Raw genomic sequence first — 22,129 nt, forward strand, 5'->3', positions numbered from 1 at the left:
TGCATTGGCACTCATTGGGGTTTTTGATTCTGGCGTCGGAGGCTTATCCATATTGGATGAGGCTTTGCGCCAGCTTCCCCAGCATGACTATATTTATCTTGCGGACTCAGCCAATGCACCCTATGGAGAAAAATCTAGTGAGTGGATTGCAGCCCGCAGCCTGATCCTCTGTAAGTACTTAGCAAGTAAGGGCTGTGATGCCATTGTGGTCGCTTGTAATACCGCTACAGCCGAAGCAATCAAACAGATTCGTGCTGAGCTGAGCATTCCGATCATTGGGGTTGAGCCAGGAATCAAACCAGCAGCCATGCAATCTCAAAATGGCATCGTGGGTGTCTTAGCTACTGAGGCCACTCTGAACAGCGATAAATTTAATGCCCTATTAGCAACTCTTCCTAGTAACTGTCGTTTCATTAAACAATCTGGCGCAGGTCTAGTGCCCCTGATTGAAGCTGGCAAAGCCAATAGCGAAGAAACGCTCGATTTATTAGGCAAGCATCTTGAGCCCATCTTAGATGCAGGCTCAGATACCTTAGTGCTGGGCTGTACGCACTACCCTTTTTTAAGAAAATCTATTCGCAAGCTATTGGGTGACACCATCACCTTGATTGATACTAGTGATGCCGTTGTAAGACAGCTTGGGCGTCAACTCGAAAGCTTAGGTCTAAATACTGACTCTGAAGAACGTGGATCTGTTGCCTTCATCAGCAGCAAGAATGAGGCATCACTGCTAGCGATGGCTAAAGATCTACTATCAAGTGATTTGAATCTTCATTTCACTAGCGCTATGTTGTTGGGTGATGTGTCATGAGCACCCTCTTACAAAGATTGAGCTCCCGTCTGCCATTTACCAAATCAGAACGCATCATTATTGCGATTGTTTTGGTATTACATGCTTTGCCGGCTTTAGAGTTCATTCATCTCGGTGCTCGTCCACCCAAGATGGATGACGATCGGGTCATGGCAAATTTAGTAAGCCCTTCACCAGCGAAAAGCCAAGAGGCTCCAGCCGCAGCTAAAGCGCCACCGCCAAAGCCAAAAGAAGAGCCCAAGAAAAAGGCAGAAGAAAAGCCAACTCCAAAACCTGAGCAAGCAGAGTCCAAACAATCGACAGCCCCCCAAAAGCAAGCAGAGTCCAAGAGCGACACCCAGCCTCAAAGTGCTGCTGTTGCCCCCTCAACCAGTGGGGGCACGAGTGGCACACCGATTCAAACTGACATTGGTAAACTGGAGGTGCTCTATCAGCCTGATGCAGATGCTTACTATACGTCGTTCTCAAAGCGATCTGGCGAACAAGGTACCGTTATAGTGCGTTTGATTATTGATCAAAATGGTAATGTAGAAGATGTTGTCCTTTTGCAATCAAGTTCCTTCCCAAGACTTGATCGTTCAGCAACTGAAATCGGGAGACGTTATCGCTTTAAGCCTTATTTGGTGAATGGTTCACCACAAAGAATTTCCACCAATCTCTTAATTAAATTTAATCTTAAGTAAACATCATTATGAATACACCATTTGGCATAGCAAATCTTTGGCTTGAGGGCGATTTCGTTACCCGCTTTGTGGCTATTGCACTTCTCGTCTGCTCAATCATTACTTGGGTCATTTTGCTAACTCGCTTTTGGGAATTGCGCAACATTCGCAAACTGAAGCCTGAGTTAGATCAATTCTGGAGAGCGACATCGTATGAGCAAGGTCTGCAGTCATTCAGCAATCAAGGCCTAAACCCCTTCTATCATCTTGCCAAGTCTGCAGCTACCGCTTCTGCACATCATCAAAATCAAGCACATGATCATCGTGAGCTATTACAAACACTCAATTACTCCGAGTGGATGGCTAGAAGCTTAAAGAACAGTATTGATGGTATTGCTGCAGGTTTTCAGAAAGGGCTTACCTTTCTTGGATCGACTGGTGCGATCTCACCATTTATCGGCTTATTTGGGACGGTATGGGGCATTTATCACGCCCTCATTGCAATTAGCAGCTCTGGCAGCGCGCAGCTAGATCAGGTTGCAGGACCGATTGGTGAGGCCCTCATCATGACTGCTTTAGGTTTGGCAGTAGCGATTCCGGCGGTATTAGCCTTTAACACCATTAATCGCGCTAACAAATTAATGGTCGCTGATCTCAATCGCTTTGGAAATGACCTTCTGGCCTATTTTGCTACTGGTGCCCGTGTTAAATCTGGAGAATAAATATGTCTTTTAATATCCAAGATGATCGAAGTGATGACAGCATCATGTCTGAGATCAATATGACGCCGATGGTTGACGTGATGTTGGTCTTATTAATTATTTTCATCATCACCCTCCCTGTCATCCAGCAAGCAGTCAAGATCGAACTCCCTAAAGCCAATAGCGTACGTAATGAGGTAAAGCCAGAATCTGTACAACTAACGATTGATGATAAAGGTCAAATCTTTTGGAATAGTACTGCTATTGATTTAAAAACCTTTGATGGCTATGCGCAGAAAGCCGCTCAAAAAGAGCCGCAACCAGAAATAAACTTGCGTGCTGACAAATCGGTGAAATATGAGTATGTCGCTCAAGTGTTGGCCGCATCTCGTCGCGCTGGCTTGACGAAGTTGGGCTTTGTAACTGAACCTGATTAAGCCTTACCTAGGTTTTGAAGGTGCCTTGGCTGGGAAACAGGTTTCTTCACTCGTGTGAGTTCCGTTTCCTAAAGATGCGCCCAAGATACCGCCCTGTATTTTTTCAACCTTCTTTAATTTGCCGGTAGCTGGATCTAGGGTCATGTGGGTTAACACTGTGCCAGCGGGATATACAACGCCCATAATATCTTCGGGTGCAAAATTCGCCTCTATCACTATAAAAATATTCGGCTTGGCAAGTGTCACACTCTTAACGACTTGTGCCCCAAAGGAATCAGACTGATCCAAATCTCGGCCATCCAAATAGACTTTTGCTTTCTGGGTTTTAGAAGCAAGCGTCAGTTGCATTGAATACTCTTCAACATAATCTTTTTCAGATCTTTTGCAGTCAAAGAAAGCAGATTGCCCCATCACCGAAGTAACTGTGCAAGAAAGTAATGCGAGGAAGATTAAGTGTAATTTTCTCAAGATCTGAAAGAGGAAAAGACTGAATTGATGGTGCCCGAGGCCGGAATCGAACCGGCACGACTTTTTTGAGTCGGCAGATTTTAAATCTGCTGTGTCTACCGATTTCACCACTCGGGCTCGCACAAACAGAAACTGCTGCGCTAAATAAATCAAGACAAGGCGAATTTTAGCACGCAAGCCCAGAAAGCCACAGGAAGCAAGCCCTAGGCCGACTTGTGGCTTGGGCAAGCCAAAACCACTAAACTGTTGCCATGAAATTGGATAGTAAATTAACCGGACTTGGCAAGCTCTTGCGCCCAGTTTTTTGGATTATTGCTAGTGTCTTGGCGATCTGCTTAATCACTACAATGGCCTATTTGTATTCGGCCCAGAGCTCCCCTTCAGGCAAGCGTGTCATTAAAGGCATTGGTGACTCGGTAGTCATTACCTTTGATGAGTCTGACATTCCGCACATTAAAGCGAATTCACAAACCGATGCAATATTTGCCTTAGGTTATCTGCATGCTACCGAGCGCTCCTGGCAAATGGAGGTGAATCGACGCCTAGCTAGTGGCCGCCTCTCTGAAATTTTAGGGAACGAGACTGTCAAAATTGATCGCTTTATTCGCACGCTCGGCGTTAAGCGCGCCGCCGAGCGTCAATTTGATCATTACCCCGTTGCCACTAAACGTTTGCTCCAAGCTTATGCCGATGGCGTGAATACTGGCAACGCCCAACTAGGCTGGGCACTACCAGTAGAGTATTTCTTAACAGGTTCGAAGCCTGGACATTGGTCGCCTACTGATAGTGTTGCCTGGATGTTAATGATGGCCTACGATCTTGGCGGTAACTGGGATAAAGAATTGCAACGACTTGAACTGTCCCAGTTCCTTACGACTAAACAAATCTGGGAAATCCTGCCTTCATTCGAACCAGGCTCACCTGTAAGTAATATCGATTTCGCTAAGATGTACAAAGATCTCAATATCTTTAATCCTGCGGCAGGACCTGCTGAAGGTAAATCGAAAAATCTTCCCTCTACCGAGCTTGGCTCTTTCGAGCTTCCTGGTGGTAAAGAAGGTATTGGATCAAACAACTGGGCCTTGAGTGGCAAGCTCACCGCTAGCGGGAAGCCCTTGCTAGCGAATGACCCTCATTTGGGATTATCGGCCCCAGCAATTTGGTATTTTGCCCATCTCGATGCGCCCGGTATGAATGTGATTGGTAGCACCCTACCAGGCATACCAGCAGTTGTCCTTGGAAGAACGGATAAGTTTGCCTGGAGCTTTACCAATACTAATCCTGATGTTCAGGATTTATACATTGAGCAGATTGACCTTAATAATCCGAGCATGTATCGCGGTCCAGATGGGCTCTTACCTTTTAAGGTGCATCAAGAAATTATTGATATCAAAGGCGCTCCTTCTCTAACCTTCTTAGTGAAGGAAACACGTCACGGGCCCGTGATCTCTGATTCCCATGCACGCGCTAAAAGAAGTATCGATACCAAACGATTTGCTTTAGCCCTGCGCTGGACAGCATTGGATATTGAAAATCAATCCGTCGTAGGCCTTTTAGAAATGAATCGTGCAAAAGATCTTGATTCATTTAAACAAGCGCTTCGCAAAAACTATGCCCTAATGCAAAACGTTGTAATGGCAGATACCGAAGGCAATATCATCTATCAGGCAGCAGGTGTTGCGCCTAAACGCATCTTGCATCAGGGCTTATATGGTGTTGCCCCTGCCCTCGGGTGGGAAAAACAATTTGATTGGAACGGCTATGTTCCTTTTGAGCAATTACCAGCTAGCAATAACCCAGAACAAGGATGGCTTGCTACAGCCAATCAAAGAATTATTGCCACCAATGATCCAAATCCATTAACAGCTGACTGGGATTTGCCAACGCGTTACGACCGCATCGCTGAGCTCATTAAATCTAGAAATAGCCATGATCTTGATTACATGAAAACGATGCAGGCAGATACGCTATCGCTAGGGGCTACGCCACTATTAGGTTTATTTAAATCCAGTAAGCCAAGTCATAAGCTAGCTTCTCAAGCACAAGAAATCATTCAGAACTTTGATGGTGATATGAAAGTCGATAGTGCTGGCGCTCTCATTTTTAACGCCTGGGCCGATCAGCTTACTCGCAATCTATTCTCACGCTTAAGTTATCTCTTTACTGAGAGTTATGGTTCAAGGAGTTTTAGGCACCCTTTGTTACTGGCCTTACAAAATCCTGATAGCCTTTGGTGCGATGATCCCAAAACAAAACCTGTGGAATCATGTTTGGAGTCATCCAACAATGCCTTTGATAAGGCGCTGGAGTATTTAAGCAAAGAGTACGGTAATGATCCAAAAAGTTGGGCATGGGGCAAAGCCCATATTGCCGTTTCAGAACATCGTCCACTCAGCAAAGTTCCTGTATTGGGAAGTCTCTTTAATATTACAACGCCCTTCCCTGGTGATGCCTACACTATCAATGTTGGAAGGCCTGAATTTCTGAAATCTCAGAATCCGTATGAGACTGTCCAGGGCCCCAGCATGCGAGCTGTTTATGACCTATCTGATTTAGAAAAATCACTCTTTATCTATCAGACTGGCCAATCTGGTTGGGTTCAGAACAAGCTCTATCGCAATATGAACACTCTGTGGGCGAAGAGCGAATACCTACCATTACAAATGAAGCCTGAGACCACTAAGCGCCAGCTAGAATTGAATAACAAATAAGACCTCATAAAAGTACCGGCCAAGGCGTTTAGAATGTCTTATTGCTATAAATCAGTCACTTATTAGGATTCTTACTCATGAAAAAACTGACTTCATTATTCATTCCTACCGCTCTAGCGGTCCTAATGTCTCCATTTAGCAGTGCCTATGCTGAATGGAAAGAGCTGGGCTCTAACGAGGTGATGGTTGTTTATGTTGATTTAGATACTGTCAGAACTAGTGGCGAGAAGACACAAGTCATGTCAATGTTGGATTTAAAGAAGCCTGGAAGAAATCCAAGTAATAAAGAGACTGTAAATTCTATAATCGGCCTTAATGAATATAGCTGCCCTGAAATTAGCTATCGCCCAATTGCCTTTAAAGAATTTTCTGGAAACAAAGGTACAGGCAAAGTAGTTTCTGATAACAACACTCCTGATAGCAAGTTCGAACCGATCATTAATGAGTCATGGACAGCCGGAGTATTTAATGTTGTCTGCCAAAGAAAATAGCCCATATAGGCCGTCTCAATTCAATTTTGGGGTTTGCCTACTCCCCATCTTTTGTAGTCTAGGTTTACAGGCTTGTATTGCTCCACTTGCAGCTGTTGGCGCTTCTGGCACAACTGCCGCTAGTACAACTGGAAGTGCCGTAGCTACTGCTGCAGTTTCAAGCCCAGCAACAGCGGCAAGCCTTGCATCCACTGCAGCCACGGGTAAATCTCCCTTAGAGCATGCAGCGTCAGCAGCCACCAAAAAAGAATGTAGTTTTTTTAACCCGCTCTCAGGACAGCCCATCTGCATGGAAATATCCGTACCGAAGGTAACTGATAACAGCACACCCCTATTGGGTCCTGCAGATCAAAGTATGGAAGTAGTCAAGCAGTAACCCTCTGGCTAAGGCCTGACCCCTGGAGCCTCTAAAGGCATGCCCCTGGCTCGCCACATCAAGAAGAGTTCTAGCTGAGCCATTTCAGGCGAACCATACTCAAACTGCTGCGCCCTCACCCCGCTCATGCAATTACGTAAGCGGCGCTGCAAAGATCCCAAGGTTTGCCATTCCAAGCGATAAATAGGGTAAGCATTGGGGTGGCCCTGCGGTATCAGACTGCCACCCAGTTTTAATCCTGATCTATCCTCATGGCATTGGGCACAAGATAAATTAAGCTGCCCTATTCTTTCGTTAAACCACTGACGACCTTTTTTTAATTGCTCTTGATTGGCTGGCGTTTCTTTGACAGTAATTGGCATACCTTTTGACTGGACTGCAACATAGGCAGTCAATGCTAATAAGGCTTTGCTCTCATAAGCAAGTGCTGGTGCATTTTGTGCGGCAGATCGGCATTGATTGATTTGTCCTTCCAGGGTTTGCAGCTTACCTTTGACTATCTTCGGAAATTGGGTTGCCACACCACGCATTGATTTTTTGGCATCGCTATGACAACTAGTACAGGCCATATTTTTTGGGCCTAGTTTGGTTTGCCATAAGCTTTCGCCTTCTGCGACCCAAAACATTGCAGGGTTAAGAGACGGATCATCCTGCATCGCCTTGTTTTCAGCAGACATGAGCTCGTAACTAGATTGCTTGGTGTTGGCGGCTATAGAAGCTGGTGCCGCTAACAATACGGAGCAGCAAAAAGCCGTAAAACAAAGAGAAGTTGCTAGGCGCACAGAGCCCTTATACAACCGTAATACGGGCTTGATTAACCGCCGCATAACCATCATCGCCAAGCCACTTGAACTCGAGGGTTCCAGATTCCGTTGCAATGGTAGTAAAAATAATTAGTGGATTAGCGCCGATACCAGGATAGAAGTCGGCCTTAAATACTTCAACATTGTTATAGCTACAGGTAAAGACGCGAATAATATCTCTTGGGATTAATTTTCCAGATTCGGTATAACGAAATCCTGACTCCATGTCATGCTGGACAATCGCTCGGATCTCAATAATAGAATTCTTCTTGGCAGAAGCCGGTACTGTCACTTGGGTACGCGATGTTTTACTCATACCATCTCCGTGCAAGCAGATAGGGTCACCAAAGTTTCTGCCGAGCCTTGCCAAAAGCTGCCATTACTCATTTGCGCAATAGCCCAAACACGCTGACTATCGGCTAAGCGCACTCGGGTAGTGATATTGGCAGCTCCCGAACGTGGCGTTAAGTAAACAGTAAAGATATTAGGCAATGGATTGCCTTCCGCAATCACATGAATGGCCTTCACATAATCATTAGCAGTCATCGGACTTTCAACACTTACCTTTAAAACTACTAGATTACCGTTTTCAATCAAGGGTGGGATGGTCAAAGTAACGCGCCCATCCTGAATTTTTGCATTACCAGTAATTTTTTGAATGGCCTCATCTGCATCTTCTTTTTTAGCAAAAACGAATGAAGGGCTAAGCCAAGCGCCCAGAGTGAACAGGCCAAACTTTTGGAATCTTTGGAGCCAATAACGACGATGCATTTTGAGAGGGAAATTAATCTGTTTCTTCATTTTCAATTCTGGGGGTTAAGACTCACGAGAAAGGCTACAACATCTTCAATCTCTTGGTTATTTAAGATCGTTTGTCCTGCAAATTTTGAAGCAACTCGATTCAGGTGTCCAGTTTTGTAATAGGCCGGCATGATGGTGCTCGGATTAAAGTGACTAGCATCTACAATCCGCGCCCTTAACTGGGGTGCAGTGAGGCGAGCAACACTGATACTGAGCTCAGGTGCTAGGTTTCCCTGAAACCGCTCTTCCGGAAATGGTCCGCTATGGCACAAGAGACATAAACCTGTTTGACGACTCGCAACAATCGCTCTGCCTCGAGTGATATCGCCGGCGGTAGAAGAAAGAGATTCGGCAATCGAATCCCCTACAATGGTTTGAGCGTTTGCAAAACTGAGAGTGAGGAAGCCTAGCAAGCATGTTGCTAGTGCAAACCTCATTCTCATCGGTGCAATATCACAGTAGCTTTAAACCAGCTTGATGCCACTATTTTTTAATGGCACTGTACGCAAGCGCTTACCGGTTGCACGATAAAACGCATTGAGTACAGCTGGCGCTGCAACTGCAATCGTTGGTTCACCTACACCGCCCCAATCTTTACCGCCGCCTTGAATGACGATCGTTTCAACAGGAGGCATTTGAGATAGGCGAATGGAGCCAAAGGTATCGAAGTTCTTTTGAACTACCGCACCTTTTTCGATAGTGATCTCTTCTTCGAATAGAGCTGACAGGCCATAAACAAATGAGCCAGACACCTGACGTGCAACTTGCGCTGGATTAACAATATAGCCTGGGTCTGTAGCGGCTACGATGCGATGAATCTTCACTTCATTGCCATTTTTCACAGAGATCTCACAAGCAGCGGCTACATAGCTACCGAAAGAACGCATTTGCGCCACGCCACGGAATACGCCAGGTGCCGCAGGCTTGTTCCAGCCGATACCATCTGCAACCGCATTGAGTACTGCGACTGCACGTGGGAACTCTTTCATATGCTTACGGCGGAACTCTACTGCATCCATACCCGTTGCTTCAGCCATCTCATCCATAAACGTTTCAATGAAGACCGCATTCTGATTCACGTTAACGCCGCGCCAAAAACCCGGTGGTACATGGGTATTGCGCATAGCATGATCAATATTCAGATTAGGGAAGCTATAAGTAATGCCATGCTCTCCCGTTGGATCCAATCCTTGAAACACGACAGGGTCCTTACCTTTGTTAGCAGCAACAACAGCGGGACGTACTGCCGACAAAATAGACTGCCCTGATAGGCGCATGTTTAAGCCAGTGATATTTTTCTTATCATCAATGGCGGCTGTCATCTTGCACATCATGACTGGATGGTAACGGCCCTGAGTCATATCTTCTTCACGCGTCCAAATCAATTTGACTGGAGTACCTGGCATTTGCTTAGCGATATTGACCGCTTGAGTGGTGTAGTCCTGAAACGCACCACGGCGACCAAATCCACCGCCAAGGTTCACTTTGTAGACATTACACTTGTCTGCAGGTAAACCTGAGGCTGCAATCACTGCAGCAAGTGAAGCTTCACCATCTTGGGTAGGTACCCATGCCTCGCAAGAATCTGCCGTCCACTTAGCCGTGGCCGTTTGTGGCTCTAAAGTAGCGTGATTTAAGAATGGGTAGAAATAAGTAGCTTCAATCTTTTTAGATGCACTAGCGAGTGCAGCGTTCACGTCACCATTTGCATTACCCACAAATGTATCGCTCGCATTCAAGCCCTCCTCAAGCATCTTCTTAATGGAGGCGCTTGATACATTCTCATTAGGGCTACTTTCCCAAACAATATTGACTTGATCTAATGCAGTCTTTGCCTGCCAGAAAGTGTCAGCCACTACTGCAATCGCTCCATCCCCCACTTGAACAATCTTTTTCACGCCCTTCATGCTTTGGGCTTTAGCGGCATCGTAGCTCTTTACCTTGCTACCAAAGACTGGGGCCTCTTTAATCGTTGCCGTGAGCATTCCCGGTAGCTTTAGATCAATTGCATAAATTTGCTTACCCGTGACCTTGTCAGACGTACCATCAATACGGTTGACCGATTTACCAATCAACTGCCACTCTTTTGGATCCTTGAGTGGAACTTCTTTTGGGACATCTAATTGGGAAGCGGCAACCGATACCTTGCCGAAAGTAGTTTTACGACCAGACGGGGTATGGGTAATGACGCTATTTTTTGCTACACACTCAGAAGCAGGAACATTCCATTGGTTTGCTGCAGCCTGAACCAACATAATGCGCGCTGCTGCGCCACCCTTACGAACATATTGTTCCGAAGTGCGAATACCGCGGCTACCACCAGTTGAGTAACTACCCCAAACTTTATTACGCTTGAGGTTTTCTGCAGGAGATGGATAGTCATAGGAAACTTTTTTCCAATCACACTCTAATTCTTCGGCAACCATTTGTGCCAAGCCAGTAATTGTGCCTTGACCCATTTCTGAGCGAACGATACGCACCACTACATCATCATTTGGCTTAACCACTACCCACACACCAATTTCAGGTGATATGAGGGGTGCCATTGCTGTAGTACCAGTGCCCATCGCAGCATTTGCTTCAGACATGATTGAGAAATCAAAGCCAATTGCAAGGCCAGTAGCGATTGCGCTAGAGCCAACAATAAAGTGGCGACGGGAAGTATTTGTATTTGTAGTCATCTGTATCCCCTTATGCCTTGCTCACAGCATGAATCGCTGCACGGACTTCTTGGAAGGTGCCGCAACGGCAAATATTGGTCACTGCCGCATCAATTTGAGCATCAGTCGGTTTTGGATTGTTGCGAAGGAGTGCAGTGGTTGCCATCACCATGCCAGATTGGCAGTAGCCACACTGAGGCACTTGCTTATCAACCCATGCTTTTTGAACTTTAGAGAGTTGACCATTCTTTTCCAGGCTTTCAATGGTCTCAATTTTTTTACCTATCGCCGCTGATACGGGCAAGGAGCAGCTTCGGATCGCTTGACCCTCAAATAAAACAGTGCAAGCACCACATACACCAACGCCGCAACCATATTTGGTGCCAGTCAAGCCGACTTGCTCTCGTATTACCCACAGTAATGGGGTATCTAGATCTACGTCTACCTTGTATTTTTTGCCATTGACATTTAACTCAGCCATGCTTGCTCCCCTATCGTTTTTCTAATATTGAGGAATTCTCCAGATCGGGACGAATTCCAGCTTTTTATACCTTACTAATGTTGTGCCTATATTAAACAAGAATATATTTATTGCGATGCAATATAAATCTGGGTTTCAGACTGGTATCGCTATCAAGGGGATTGACTCTTCAAGAGCGCTTAGCATTCGCCCTAAAGAGAGTGCTTATGTAAGCCTAGCAATGGGCATGAATGGTGTTACTAGCGCCGTAGTAACACCAGTGATCTGTCATTGATAAGCAGCAAGAAGGCTGACTGGCATTACTCAGACTTGCTTAGGGCAGTCTTCACAATGGGGGAAAATCTGACTAGGTCCGCCTTTATTTGCTCGCCAAATTTTTCTGGGGTGCCAGGAGAAGGGGTAATGCCCATTACAAAAAGCCTTGCCTTACCTTCTGATGAATTCAAAATCTCATTTAGCGCTTGATTCAATTTGTCAATAATTGGCTTAGGTGTTTTTGCAGGAGCTAATAAACCCACCCAATCATCGATCACAAAATCTTTAACGCCGCCTTCAATAAAAGTTGGCACATCCGGCATGCTTGGACTTCTCTTTGCGCTCGATACTGCGATTGCTTTAATCCGTCCTGAACTAACATATTGGTTTGCTCCAGCAACTGCTGTGTAAACCAAGGGAATATTGCCTCCTAACAAATCAAGCAGAGCTTGACCCCCTCCTTTGTAAGGAACATGAACTAAGTTAGCTCCCGTTCTTTGCTTAAGCAATTCGCCAGCAATGTGAGGGGTACCGCCAGAGCCAGACGTCCCATACGAAAGGCCATTCGGATCTTTTTTTGAGAGCGCGATCACATCTGCCAGGGTCTTACCTTGAAAATTATTGTTGGCTACGAGAATCAAAATGGCATCGCCAATTTTTCCAATCGGCGCAAAATCTTTCACGCTATCAAAAGGAGTTTTTTCATTCAGCAATGGGTTAATGGATAAGGTGCCCGCATAACCTAATAACAAGGTATATCCGTCAGGCTCTGCTGCCGCAACCATTTGAGAACCAATATTTCCGGAGGCTCCAGGTTTGTTATCAGCAATAACCTGTTGGCCTAACTTTAAGGATAATTGCTCTGCAATAAAGCGGCCCGATGTATCGGTTACACCACCCGGCGTAAATGGAATAATGAGACGTATTGGTCGATTAGGATAGTTCGCTTGTGCGAAGCTGAGCATAGGAGTCAGGCCTGCAAAAAGAATGATTGCAGATACCAGGTAGCGATCCAATTTCATAGTCACCTCTTATTTAGTTTCGACAAAGCGTTTTTCAAACTCCCACACATCTTCAAAACCCATCAACTTAGATAAATCGGCAAAGTCGTACAACTCTACGGGATTATCAATCGATGATCCAGAATCTTTGAAGTGATCATAAACTTTGGTCATCGCCTGAACTGAAGCGAGCAAAGCGGTTACTGGAAAGATTGCGATCTTGAAACCCAATTGTTCTAGTGCTGCTTTGGGTAATACAGGGGTTCTGCCTTTTTCTACCATATTGGCAATTAACGGATGATCTGGAAACGTTTGACCAATACGTCTCATCTCTAACTCAGTTTCAGGGGACTCAATAAACAAGATATCAGCGCCAGCACGAGCATACGCCTCGCCGCGTCGTAGCGCCTCGTCTAAGCCTAAGGTTGTTCGAGCATCTGTTCTCGCAATAATTTTGAAATTGGGATCCGTACGCGATGAGGCTGCAACCTCAATCTTTTTGACCATATCCTCCATGGGAATCACCCTGCGACCCGGCGTGTGTCCACATTTTTTTGGGAACTCTTGATCTTCTAGCTGTATTGCAACAGCACCTGCTGCTTCATACCCTCGAATAGTATGACGAACATTTAATAAGCCGCCATAACCTGTATCGCCATCAGCAATCAAAGGCGTCTTTGCCATGCCAGCCATCGCAGTAACTCTACCAACCATCTCAGAATAGGTTGCTAAGCCCGCATCAGGCAAACCTAAAAGGGAGGCGACTGTGCCGTAGCCCGTCATGTAGAGTGCATCAAAATTCATGCGATCGGCAAGGCGCAATGAAACCATTTCATAAACACCAGGCGCAACAATTAAGCCGGGTTTATTTAGTCGCTCATTAAAAAGTGTTCTCTGGGTAGTCATTTATCTTCTCATTTCTATTGATTTTTTATTCTATTAATTTTCTAGGTATTGATTTCCATCGCAGCATCTACTGCCTCACCAAGCGCACTGCACAAGAACTCTACTTCTTCCGGCTTTGAAATAAATGGTGGGCCTACTGCAATACAGTCACCCGCTACCCGCACGAGAGCTCCCCGCTCAATACAAGCCTCTAGAACTTTCAATGCACGTAACCCAGGCTTTCCAGGAACGGGATCTAAATCAATTGCGCCAGATAATCCAAAGTTTCGAATATCCAGTATTCCGGATTTACCTTTGAGTGCATGAAGTCCATTTTCTAGAATGGGTTCTAGTGCCTTAGCTCGATTGACTAAATCATCTGATTCAAAAATATCAAGCACTGCATGCGCCGCTGCAGTGGGTATGGGATGTCCTGAGTAGGTGTAGCCATGAAAGAATTCAATCGACTGCTCTTGCCCGCCGTTATTGATGATACTGTCATAAATATCACCACGGACCAGTACGCCGCCCATCGGGATAACACCATTAGTAATGGCTTTGGCAAAAATCAGCATATCAGGCACTACACCAAAGCGATCAGCGCCAAAGTTCGCGCCTAAGCGGCCAAAACCCGTAATCACTTCATCAAAGATCAAGAGAATGCCGTGCTTAGTACAAATCTCACGTATCTTTTGTAGATAACCTTCTGGCGGAACAATCACACCAGTAGATCCTTGCACAGGCTCCAGAATCACTGCTGCAATCGTATTAGCATCCTGCAGAGCGACGATCTTTTCTAATTCATCGGCCAGATGAGCACCCCACTTCGGCTGGCCTTTAGAGAAAGCCATTTGAGAAAGATTTAAGGTATGCGGTAAATGATCTACGCCTGCAATCATTAAGCTGGTAAACATTTTTCGGTTAGCCACCATGCCCCCAACTGAGATGCCACCCATCCCAACACCGTGATAAGCACGATCACGTCCAATCATGCGCACTCGAGAAGCGTTGCCCATCACGCGATGGTATCCAATCGCAATCTTGAGTGCGGTATCGACCCCTTCAGAGCCAGAGTTGGTAAAAAACACTTTCTCCAATCCCTTGGGCGCCATTTTGACAATGCGACTTGCCAACGTAAAAGTAGCCTCACTTGCCATCTGAAATGCAGGGCAATAATCCATGGTTTCATATTGTTTATTAATGGCTGCACCAATACGTGGATCAGCATGCCCCAAGGGGGAGCACCAGAGCCCAGAGAGGCCATCAAAGAGCTTACGTGCATGGTTATCGTAGTAGTAAGCTCCCTTAGCAGACTGCATCACCTTCGGGTTCTGATGAAAGTAACGATTAGGAGTAAATGGCAGCCAATAAGCTGACATATCAATTTTGTTGGAATCGGAAGCTGCCATAGATCTTTCTACTGAAATGAATGAACTCATTCTAAATATCTAATACTATATAACTGATCATCCTTAAGAAACTGAATGGAACCCAAAATGAAAGCACTTCAATATCCAATAAGATCCCTATTCATTGGTTTTATTGGCCTTCTAGTGAATACATCACTATTAGCGGCCCCAGATACAGATTGGCCCAAGAAACCTATTGTTGCAATATTGTCCTTCCCCGCTGGTGGATCAACCGATGTATTTGCCCGAGCTGTCATGGCGCCACTTGGTGAGGCTTTAGGTCAATCCATTGTGATTGACAACAAACCGGGTGCAGGTGGCATGATTGGTCTACAAGCTGCAGCTAAAGCTGCACCTGATGGCTATACGATTCATTTCAGTGCACTGACTAATCAAGTCATTTCTCAAGCGCTCTTTAAAAACCCGCCTGCAGATTTGCGTAAAGACTATGCACCAGTTGCACTTGTTGGAACAGTACCGCACCTCATCGTCGTCAATCCGGGTGTTCCTGCTAAAAATCTTCCTGAGCTAATTGCTTTTATTAAATCTAAAAAGGGTGATTTCAATTACGCCTCTCAGGGTAATGGCAGCCTCTCACACTTAGAATCTACTTTATTCATGCAGCGCATTGGTGCTACCGGAACGCACATACCTTACAAAGGAAGTAGCTTTGCCCTGCCCGATCTCATCGCCGGCAATACTCTCATGATGTTTGATAGCGTAACTGCTTCATTGCCACATATTCAGAGTGGTAAGTTACGGCCAATCGCCATTGCCGCTGCAGAGCGCTCACCCCTGATGCCAAATGTTCCAACGCTGGGGCAAGATGGCATGAAGCAGTTCGATGTGGAGAACTTCTATGCCGTTTATGTACCAAAAGGTGTGCCTCCAGCCATCATCTCTAAACTAGAGCGTGAAATTCGCAAGATATTAACCAATCCTGATTTCAAAGCCCGCATGGCAACGCAAGGGATCCATCCCCAGTTTGCTAACTCCGAGAAATTGGCTGAGATCACAACGGAAGAACATAACAAATGGGAGAAGGTAGTAAAGTCAGCGAATATCAAAGTTGATTGAACCTTTTAATAACGCAGTAAATAAGAATAAGTAAATAAGTCCCTATGTTGATTTCCCCTCCCTTTGGCGGTGGTCGTGCGCCCGTTCTAGCTAAAAATACGGTTACCAGTTCTCAGCCCCTTGCAACACAAGCAGGCATTGAGGCACTTCAGAATGGCGGCAATGCAGTCGATGCCGCACTTGCTACTGCCATCACCTTAACGGTTGTAGAGCCAACCATGAATGGCATAGGCGGGGATAGCTTTGCCATTCTCTGGGATGGCAAGAAGCTCCATGGTTTAAATGCTTCGGGCCGTGCCCCTGCCGCCTGGACTCCAGCACATTTTGCTGGTAAATCCGCGATGGATCTCATTGGCTGGAATACCGTGACTGTTCCAGGCGTGGTTGCTGGTTGGGTTGAGTTATCGAAAAAATTTGGCAAGCTCCCTTTTGCGCAATTATTTAAACGTGCGATTAATTACGCAGAGAATGGCTTTCCAGTTTCTCCTGTGATTGCGCGCCAATGGCGTGAAGCTATTCCGATTCTCAAAGATCAACCAGGATTTAAAGAGTCTTTTCTGATTGACGGCAAATCTCCTCAAGTAGGGCAGATCTGGAAGTTTCCTGCTCAAGCAAAAACCTTAAAAGAAATTGCTGCCACTCAAGGCGAGTCTTTTTATAAAGGCCCCCTTGCTCAAAGCATGGTCGACTTTGCAAAAACTTCTGGCGGTTGCTTTACGATGCAAGACTTTGCTGATAACAAACCAGAATGGGTTGAGCCGCTCGGCTTTGATTATGGCGACTACACCCTCCATGAAATCCCCCCCAATGGTTCTGGCATTGCTGCGCAAATCGCTTTAGGTATATTGCAAGCTGCAAACGTGAATCAATATCCCGCTAACTCTGCAAAGCATATTCATTTGCAAGTCGAGGCAATGCGCATGGCCTTTGCTGATGCTTATGAGTGTGTTTCTGATGCACGCTCGATGACAATGCCGGTAAGCTCCTTACTCAATCGAGAGTATTTAGCTAGCCGTGCGGCACTCATTAATCACCATAAAGCAGGCTCTTATGGTCCTGGTGATCCACACTCTGGTGGCACAGTCTATCTTTGCGCTGCAGATCAATCTGGCATGATGATTTCGTATATTCAGTCGAACTTCAAAGGCTTTGGTTCAGGGGTGGTTGCGCCAGGTGGCATTGCTTTACATAACCGTGGCATGAGCTTTAGCCTGAAAGATGGACACCCTAATCAAGTTGCACCAGGCAAGCGCCCTTTTCACACCATCATTCCAGCCTTCTTAACAAAGGATGGCAGACCTACTATGGCATTTGGTGTGATGGGAGGCAATATGCAACCACAAGGTCATATTCAATTTGCCATTCGCTTTATCGATGAGCATCTCAACCCTCAGGCCTGCTCTGATGCACCCCGCTGGCGCATTGATGACTTAGGCAAACTGACTGTTGAAGCGGAGATGCCTGCGGATATTGTTGAGGGCCTCAAGAATATGGGGCATGAGGTCATGGTGATGCCTGCAGACAGCTTAGATTTTGGTAGTGCACAGGCCATTGCTAAGATCAGCGATGACGCTGACTCTGCCTACATTGCTGGTAGCGATCACCGCAGAGATGGTTTGGCTGCTGGGTTTTAATTAATAGATTGCTACTAAAGCTATTTAGAGGCTGGTAAGCAGTTCAGATAAAAGCGCTTAATTTCCTGATCGCAGCTCACATCTTTGGGTTGAATGGGTCTTTGAAGAGAGATGCCCTCAATCGTTTTACATCTACTCAGAGCCACGTAGACTTGGCCAGATGCAAATGCACCAGATGATAGATCCACTTTGACCTTATCGAGTGTCTTGCCCTGACTCTTATGAATGGTGACTGCCCAAGCAAGCATCAAGGGAATTTGCACATAAGTACCAATAATGCTGGGAGATATCTTGCCCGACATCATGTCGTGATCGTAGCGATAAGATTCCCATTGATGGCCTGTTACTTCCACGGTATTGGAATATGGTCCGTTCTTCACCATCACCTTTACTTTATCGGCAAGCATCTCTCGGACAACGCCAATCGTACCGTTCACCCAGCGTTTCGGAAAGCCTGGGTCTGTCGCAGTAAACATCACTTTCGCACCTACCTTGAGAGCGAGATTATTCGCGGAAGGTAAGTTGCGCTCATCGACATTGAACTTACCAGTCATTTTACCTGCATAGACTTTAACTTCATTAGTAATAGCTCGTAAGCCTGCGCCATTAATTTGATCTGCTCTCGCATTGGTAGTAGTGAGCGTGATGGTTTCTTCATCTACTTCTTGATTGGCTTGATAGCACTGGGCATTGAGAGTATCAATTGCTTCATCTACGTCTTGATTAATACGAATACGATTGAGAAGCTCAGCAAAATGCTCATCTTTCTGACGGAAGATCTTAGAAAGCTCGATCATGGTGACATCTTTACGATGCAAGGCCATTGCACAGAAGAAATAAGGACCCTCGTAACCACGATCAGCGAGCACTTGCATATCACTACTCGATACGACTGGCGGCAACTGAAATAAATCCCCCACAAACATCACCTGAATGCCACCAAAGGGCTTGCCCTTTTGAGGGCCGTTCTCGCGTAAGAATAAATCCATCGCATCGACTACATCAGCACGCACCATGGAGATTTCATCAATGATGAGTAATCGAATATCTTTATAGAGACGCTTATCCCGCAATGGCTTGATATCCTCCTCGGGAAAGATCAAGCGCGGCGGTAATCTGAAGAATGAATGAATTGTGACGCCCCTCACCTGAAGGGCAGCAACGCCCGTGGGGGCTACAACGACGACATTCCCAGGGATAGTTTCTCGAAGATAGCCAATGAGCGTTGTTTTGCCAGTACCTGCTTTACCACTAACAAAGATATAGGGGTCGTGACGCTCAATAGCCTCAATAACTGCCTGGTAATCAGGCGTAACTTCGATCTCGGATGAATCTACTACAGGACTAGTCATGCCCTATTGTTTCACGGCATCAGCCACACACCGAAATCCGATATAAACCACTGTGATATCGCTAGATTTAGATTCCACATCAGACTCTTGCTGTCTCTCTGGACCATACCACCATGAAGCGCCACGGGTAATGTACCCACCATTACGCTCTGTGGCCGTCCACTCCCAAACATTGCCACCCATGTCAAACATACCATTGACACCGGGCTTGGTCGTTTTGGTGGTGACATGCCCTGTGCCACGATTTAAGGCTCCAGCAGGAGCTAAACCTTTGTAGTCACCACAACCACTCAAGCAATGAGAAACCGCTGGAGTATTACCACCAGGGAATGGGTAACGCTGTCCTTTAACATAGCCAGCAGGAGGATTGGCTCTTTGCTCTAAGAATGCAGCTGAGGTCCACTCAGCATCCGTCGGTAAACGTTTGCCGTAGTACCGGCAGATAGATTCTGCTTCTTTTTGGTTAAGATGCACTGCAGGCTCAGAATCTCCAGCAGGAACACCATAAGGCGTCTTCCAAGTCCATCCAGGCTTTTGTACAAAACCACTTTCATAATTCAAACCACCGCCCTTCTTTTCAGCGGCGCTGACAAAGCCGGTAGCAGCAAAACCTTTGACATCACCAATGTTCATCTCGGTTTGGTCCCAAATGAGGCTACCGATTTGTACTGTGGCGATAGAAGACTTGGGAGCGCTTTGGCCCGTTGTTGGTCTGAGCATGAAATACGCTGCAATGGCAGTCAGCAATAGGCCAAATAGAATGGGAGTGAAATCAAACTTTTTCATGATGGGACAAACTCCAGGGAACTCAGTTGAATGATATCTATTCTAAAGATATCTATCCGCTTTTGCTTAGATGCTGACCTGATTTCTGCCAGCCTGTTTAGCTCGATACATAGCCTGATCACACAGAGTGAAATACTTCTTCAAGACAAGATTGGTATCTAATTCATGGTCTTTATGGGGGTCATAAATTGCAATGCCGATACTAATCGTAATAAAAATATATTTAAAAAATATAAGGAATAAAAAAGCGCCTCAATGAATATTGAAAGCGTTTATATAGAGTGTTTGATGGGGCGAACGACGGGGCTCGAACCCGCGACAACCAGAATCACAATCTGGGACTCTACCAACTGAGCTACGTCCGCCTCTGAAGGATTTGATTATAGCTTTTTGCTCAAAAACCTGTCAAAACGCTGTTTCTAGGCTCTTACTTCAGTTCTTTCATATTCAAAAGCTGCCCAATCTCCCAGGGTTAGGCTGGCATCAATGAAAAAATCTACAATCGCTGCTTTGCTCTGCACTTTAGCTAGAGCGTGATGATCAGAGAGACGTTGACGCCAATATCTTGACCCTGCTCTGCCATGGGCTAAGCCTAGGATATGTCTTGTGAAAGCGCCAATATAAAAAGGTTTTCCTTTAGCTTTGCATTCATCAAACCAAGCCTCTACTTGATTAACTAATCCAATCTGAATTCGGTGCCACTCGGTTTCACTAAAGAGATAACCAGCTGCATCACCATTCGTATTAATCAAATCATCCCAACCCAGTAGCATTGACGGAAAATGATATGCCGCCCTACCAATCATGAAGCCATCAAAGTCATCCCAATGACCAGCAATTTGTTCATTGGTTTCTAGGCCGCCATTCAGTAAGACCTTCAGATGAGGAAATTGTTTTTGTGCATCCAGTCTGAGTCTTGCAGCCACTTCATAACGTAGCGGCGGCTTACTGCGATTCTCTTTTGGTGAAAGCCCTTTGAGCACTGCATTGCGCGCATGAATGGTAACTTGGCTCGCACCGGCATCCGCTACCGCTAATATGAAATCTAAGACAAACTGATAATCTTTTTCTGAGCTAGCTGCATCCATAGAATCTAAGCCAAGGCGATGCTTTACTGAAATCGGAATATTGACTGCATCCTTCATTGCTTTGACGCACTCAGCCACTAAATTGGGCTCAGCCATCAGACATGCACCAAAGGCACCGCGTTGTACACGCTCTGATGGACAACCGCAATTGAGATCAATCTCATCGTAGCCCCACTGCTGAGCTAGCTCTGCTGATCTTGCTAAGTCATTGGGCTCTGAACCGCCTAGCTGGAGAACAACGGGATGCTGATCTTGCGAGTAATCTAAATGACGTGGCACATCACCATGCATTAGTGCGCCCGTTGTTACCATCTCGGTATACAGAACCGCATCTTTAGTAAGCGTGCGATGAAAAGAGCGGCAATGACGATCCGTCCACTCCATCATGGGGGCAACAGCAAGACGTTTCTTTGGGGTATTGGTCATAAACTTCTATTCATTAGCTATGACCGCTATTTTAAATGCATCAGGGCAAGCGAAGTTGCCCTGATCACTGATGAGCCAGAAAGAGTGTTAACGCATCTTATCTAGCTTAGCCTCCAACTCCACAGCGAGATCAAGAGCGCCCATGTAACCGGACTTCAGATGGGCAGGTAAATCAGGGTCTCCCACCATGCTTCCCAATGTTTCTACTAGACTGTAGACAATTCCTTTTGCTGCACTACTGGCAATTGATTTGCTAGCTACCGCCTCATCAATATGATGGACGGCATCCAAAAAATAGTCGTGTCCAGGTAGACCATCGAGGCCTAATTCTTGAGGTTCTTTAGGCATACTTGCTCCTTAATTCAGCACTTAAATCATTCGATCTACTTTATAGAAGAACTTACGGGCATGCGCCAGAATTTCTTTATCAGAAGGATGATCCACAGTTTCAACACCAACAATCTTTTCAGCTATCTTGGCGTCATGCTGATGGGCATGTTTAATGAGCTCTAATTTGGCAGAGCCTGGCCCCAGAATCAGAATCTCTTTAGATTCATTTACCGCCTGCATCACAGCATGAAGATATTTAGAATCTAGGGCTAGCTTGCCGCTACCAATTTCATTTGCCTTGTGATGCAAATGTGTATGCGTTGATTTGCTTTTAATAATCTCAGCCTCGCTGGCATCCTTACTTAAAAACATCACATGAGCTTCTTGATGATCAATCCAAATTACCGCATGATTTGATGACATCGTTCTTCCTATCATTGAAATAGCCATTCATTTAGGATACTCCTGCAAACAGGAAGATTCA

At 45.7% G+C, this 22,129-nt stretch carries 26 protein-coding genes and 2 tRNA genes; 10 read left to right on the forward strand and 18 right to left on the reverse strand.

The window, feature by feature from the left end; genetic code table 11:
- The first annotated feature begins 4 nt into the window (after positions 1-4).
- From murI to ICN31_RS04890, 4 genes are read left to right on the forward strand one after another with little or no spacing between them, the layout of a single operon-like run.
- Complete coding sequence (murI, locus tag ICN31_RS04875; RefSeq protein ID WP_216259114.1) at positions 5-811, forward strand: glutamate racemase; 807 nt, start codon at positions 5-7, stop codon at positions 809-811.
- Entirely contained in the window at positions 808-1,494 is a 687-nt protein-coding gene (locus ICN31_RS04880) for an energy transducer TonB (protein ID WP_216259115.1), read from the forward strand. Before murI ends, ICN31_RS04880 begins: the two co-directional genes overlap by 4 nt.
- Positions 1,495-1,502: 8 nt before the next feature.
- Positions 1,503-2,195: a MotA/TolQ/ExbB proton channel family protein gene (locus tag ICN31_RS04885; protein ID WP_088525953.1), complete on the forward strand. Its 693-nt coding sequence runs from the start codon at positions 1,503-1,505 to the stop codon at positions 2,193-2,195.
- 2 nt (positions 2,196-2,197) lie between these two features.
- Complete coding sequence (locus ICN31_RS04890; protein WP_216259117.1) at positions 2,198-2,611, forward strand: biopolymer transporter ExbD; 414 nt, start codon at positions 2,198-2,200, stop codon at positions 2,609-2,611.
- 3 nt (positions 2,612-2,614) lie between these two features.
- On the opposite strand, the gene ICN31_RS04895 is transcribed toward ICN31_RS04890, so the two are convergent.
- Together ICN31_RS04895 and ICN31_RS04900 are read right to left on the reverse strand one after the other, a co-directional pair.
- Positions 2,615-2,959: a hypothetical protein gene (locus ICN31_RS04895; protein WP_255530913.1), complete on the reverse strand. Its 345-nt coding sequence runs from the start codon at positions 2,957-2,959 to the stop codon at positions 2,615-2,617.
- A 148-nt stretch (positions 2,960-3,107) separates the two neighbouring features.
- Positions 3,108-3,196: transfer RNA gene (locus ICN31_RS04900), tRNA-Leu, on the reverse strand.
- A 134-nt stretch (positions 3,197-3,330) separates the two neighbouring features.
- On the opposite strand from ICN31_RS04900, the gene ICN31_RS04905 reads away from it, so the two are divergent.
- The 3 genes from ICN31_RS04905 (at position 3,331) to ICN31_RS04915 (ending at position 6,657) form a co-directional block, all read left to right on the forward strand.
- A complete protein-coding gene (locus ICN31_RS04905; RefSeq protein WP_216259122.1) occupies positions 3,331-5,790 on the forward strand; it encodes a penicillin acylase family protein in 2,460 nt (819 codons plus the stop codon).
- A 77-nt stretch (positions 5,791-5,867) separates the two neighbouring features.
- Positions 5,868-6,281, forward strand: a complete 414-nt coding sequence (locus tag ICN31_RS04910; protein ID WP_216259124.1) for a surface-adhesin E family protein — start codon at positions 5,868-5,870, stop codon at positions 6,279-6,281.
- Positions 6,232-6,657, forward strand: a complete 426-nt coding sequence (locus ICN31_RS04915) for a hypothetical protein (protein WP_216259126.1) — start codon at positions 6,232-6,234, stop codon at positions 6,655-6,657. The genes ICN31_RS04910 and ICN31_RS04915 overlap by 50 nt, the downstream gene beginning before the upstream one ends.
- Positions 6,658-6,665: 8 nt before the next feature.
- Here the strand turns inward: ICN31_RS04915 and soxA are convergent, their stop codons facing one another.
- The 6 genes from soxA to ICN31_RS04945 all read right to left on the reverse strand — a co-directional run bounded on the left by soxA (position 6,666) and on the right by ICN31_RS04945 (position 11,402).
- Complete coding sequence (gene soxA, locus ICN31_RS04920; RefSeq protein ID WP_255530915.1) at positions 6,666-7,334, reverse strand: sulfur oxidation c-type cytochrome SoxA; 669 nt, start codon at positions 7,332-7,334, stop codon at positions 6,666-6,668.
- 112 nt (positions 7,335-7,446) lie between these two features.
- Positions 7,447-7,776, reverse strand: coding sequence for a thiosulfate oxidation carrier complex protein SoxZ (locus tag ICN31_RS04925; protein WP_216259131.1), 330 nt, complete (start codon positions 7,774-7,776; stop codon positions 7,447-7,449).
- The gene (locus ICN31_RS04930) at positions 7,773-8,261 is read right to left on the reverse strand and encodes a SoxY-related AACIE arm protein (protein ID WP_216259132.1); all 489 of its coding nucleotides are present in this window, start codon (positions 8,259-8,261) and stop codon (positions 7,773-7,775) included. The genes ICN31_RS04925 and ICN31_RS04930 overlap by 4 nt, the downstream gene beginning before the upstream one ends.
- 2 nt (positions 8,262-8,263) lie before the next feature.
- Positions 8,264-8,704 (reverse strand): sulfur oxidation c-type cytochrome SoxX, encoded by a 441-nt coding sequence (gene soxX / locus ICN31_RS04935; protein WP_088525962.1) that lies wholly within the window; start codon positions 8,702-8,704, stop codon positions 8,264-8,266.
- 21 nt (positions 8,705-8,725) lie between these two features.
- Positions 8,726-10,942: a xanthine dehydrogenase family protein molybdopterin-binding subunit gene (locus tag ICN31_RS04940; RefSeq protein WP_216259134.1), complete on the reverse strand. Its 2,217-nt coding sequence runs from the start codon at positions 10,940-10,942 to the stop codon at positions 8,726-8,728.
- A 10-nt stretch (positions 10,943-10,952) separates the two neighbouring features.
- A complete protein-coding gene (locus ICN31_RS04945; RefSeq protein ID WP_216259136.1) occupies positions 10,953-11,402 on the reverse strand; it encodes a (2Fe-2S)-binding protein in 450 nt (149 codons plus the stop codon).
- An 82-nt stretch (positions 11,403-11,484) separates the two neighbouring features.
- Here ICN31_RS04945 and ICN31_RS04950 point away from each other — a divergent pair, with 82 nt between their 5' ends.
- On the forward strand, positions 11,485-11,676 hold the full coding sequence (locus tag ICN31_RS04950; RefSeq protein ID WP_370624272.1) for an LrgB family protein: 192 nt from the start codon (positions 11,485-11,487) through the stop codon (positions 11,674-11,676).
- 25 nt (positions 11,677-11,701) lie between these two features.
- Here the strand turns inward: ICN31_RS04950 and ICN31_RS04955 are convergent, their stop codons facing one another.
- The 3 genes from ICN31_RS04955 to ICN31_RS04965 are packed head-to-tail and all read right to left on the reverse strand — an operon-like array spanning position 11,702 to position 14,982.
- The gene (locus ICN31_RS04955; protein WP_088525965.1) at positions 11,702-12,679 is read right to left on the reverse strand and encodes a tripartite tricarboxylate transporter substrate binding protein; all 978 of its coding nucleotides are present in this window, start codon (positions 12,677-12,679) and stop codon (positions 11,702-11,704) included.
- 9 nt (positions 12,680-12,688) lie between these two features.
- Positions 12,689-13,564, reverse strand: a complete 876-nt coding sequence (locus tag ICN31_RS04960) for an oxaloacetate decarboxylase (RefSeq protein WP_216259140.1) — start codon at positions 13,562-13,564, stop codon at positions 12,689-12,691.
- A 41-nt stretch (positions 13,565-13,605) separates the two neighbouring features.
- A complete protein-coding gene (locus ICN31_RS04965; protein ID WP_255530916.1) occupies positions 13,606-14,982 on the reverse strand; it encodes an aspartate aminotransferase family protein in 1,377 nt (458 codons plus the stop codon).
- A gap of 57 nt (positions 14,983-15,039) precedes the next feature.
- Here ICN31_RS04965 and ICN31_RS04970 point away from each other — a divergent pair, with 57 nt between their 5' ends.
- Positions 15,040-16,029, forward strand: coding sequence for a tripartite tricarboxylate transporter substrate binding protein (locus ICN31_RS04970; RefSeq protein WP_216259142.1), 990 nt, complete (start codon positions 15,040-15,042; stop codon positions 16,027-16,029).
- Between the two features lie 44 nt (positions 16,030-16,073).
- Positions 16,074-17,663 carry a gamma-glutamyltransferase family protein gene (locus tag ICN31_RS04975; RefSeq protein WP_216259144.1) on the forward strand — a complete coding sequence of 530 codons (1,590 nt, stop codon included), beginning with the start codon at positions 16,074-16,076 and terminating at the stop codon, positions 17,661-17,663.
- 20 nt (positions 17,664-17,683) lie between these two features.
- Here the strand turns inward: ICN31_RS04975 and ICN31_RS10670 are convergent, their stop codons facing one another.
- The 7 genes from ICN31_RS10670 to ICN31_RS05010 all read right to left on the reverse strand — a co-directional run bounded on the left by ICN31_RS10670 (position 17,684) and on the right by ICN31_RS05010 (position 22,068).
- The gene (locus ICN31_RS10670; protein ID WP_216259146.1) at positions 17,684-19,015 is read right to left on the reverse strand and encodes an ATP-dependent RecD-like DNA helicase; all 1,332 of its coding nucleotides are present in this window, start codon (positions 19,013-19,015) and stop codon (positions 17,684-17,686) included.
- 3 nt (positions 19,016-19,018) lie between these two features.
- Complete coding sequence (locus tag ICN31_RS04985) at positions 19,019-19,801, reverse strand: SUMF1/EgtB/PvdO family nonheme iron enzyme (RefSeq protein WP_216259149.1); 783 nt, start codon at positions 19,799-19,801, stop codon at positions 19,019-19,021.
- A 66-nt stretch (positions 19,802-19,867) separates the two neighbouring features.
- Positions 19,868-20,035, reverse strand: a complete 168-nt coding sequence (locus tag ICN31_RS10695) for a diguanylate cyclase domain-containing protein (RefSeq protein WP_216260789.1) — start codon at positions 20,033-20,035, stop codon at positions 19,868-19,870.
- 55 nt (positions 20,036-20,090) lie between these two features.
- Positions 20,091-20,166 (reverse strand) — tRNA-His (locus tag ICN31_RS04995).
- A 54-nt stretch (positions 20,167-20,220) separates the two neighbouring features.
- Positions 20,221-21,315: a tRNA dihydrouridine(20/20a) synthase DusA gene (gene dusA / locus ICN31_RS05000; protein ID WP_216259151.1), complete on the reverse strand. Its 1,095-nt coding sequence runs from the start codon at positions 21,313-21,315 to the stop codon at positions 20,221-20,223.
- An 87-nt stretch (positions 21,316-21,402) separates the two neighbouring features.
- The gene (locus ICN31_RS05005) at positions 21,403-21,663 is read right to left on the reverse strand and encodes a hypothetical protein (RefSeq protein ID WP_216259153.1); all 261 of its coding nucleotides are present in this window, start codon (positions 21,661-21,663) and stop codon (positions 21,403-21,405) included.
- A gap of 21 nt (positions 21,664-21,684) precedes the next feature.
- Positions 21,685-22,068: a translational machinery protein gene (locus ICN31_RS05010; RefSeq protein ID WP_216259155.1), complete on the reverse strand. Its 384-nt coding sequence runs from the start codon at positions 22,066-22,068 to the stop codon at positions 21,685-21,687.
- Positions 22,069-22,129: the final 61 nt, after the last annotated feature.

The organism is Polynucleobacter sp. UB-Piko-W3 (assembly GCF_018881635.1).
Taxonomy (GTDB): Bacteria; Pseudomonadota; Gammaproteobacteria; order Burkholderiales; family Burkholderiaceae; genus Polynucleobacter.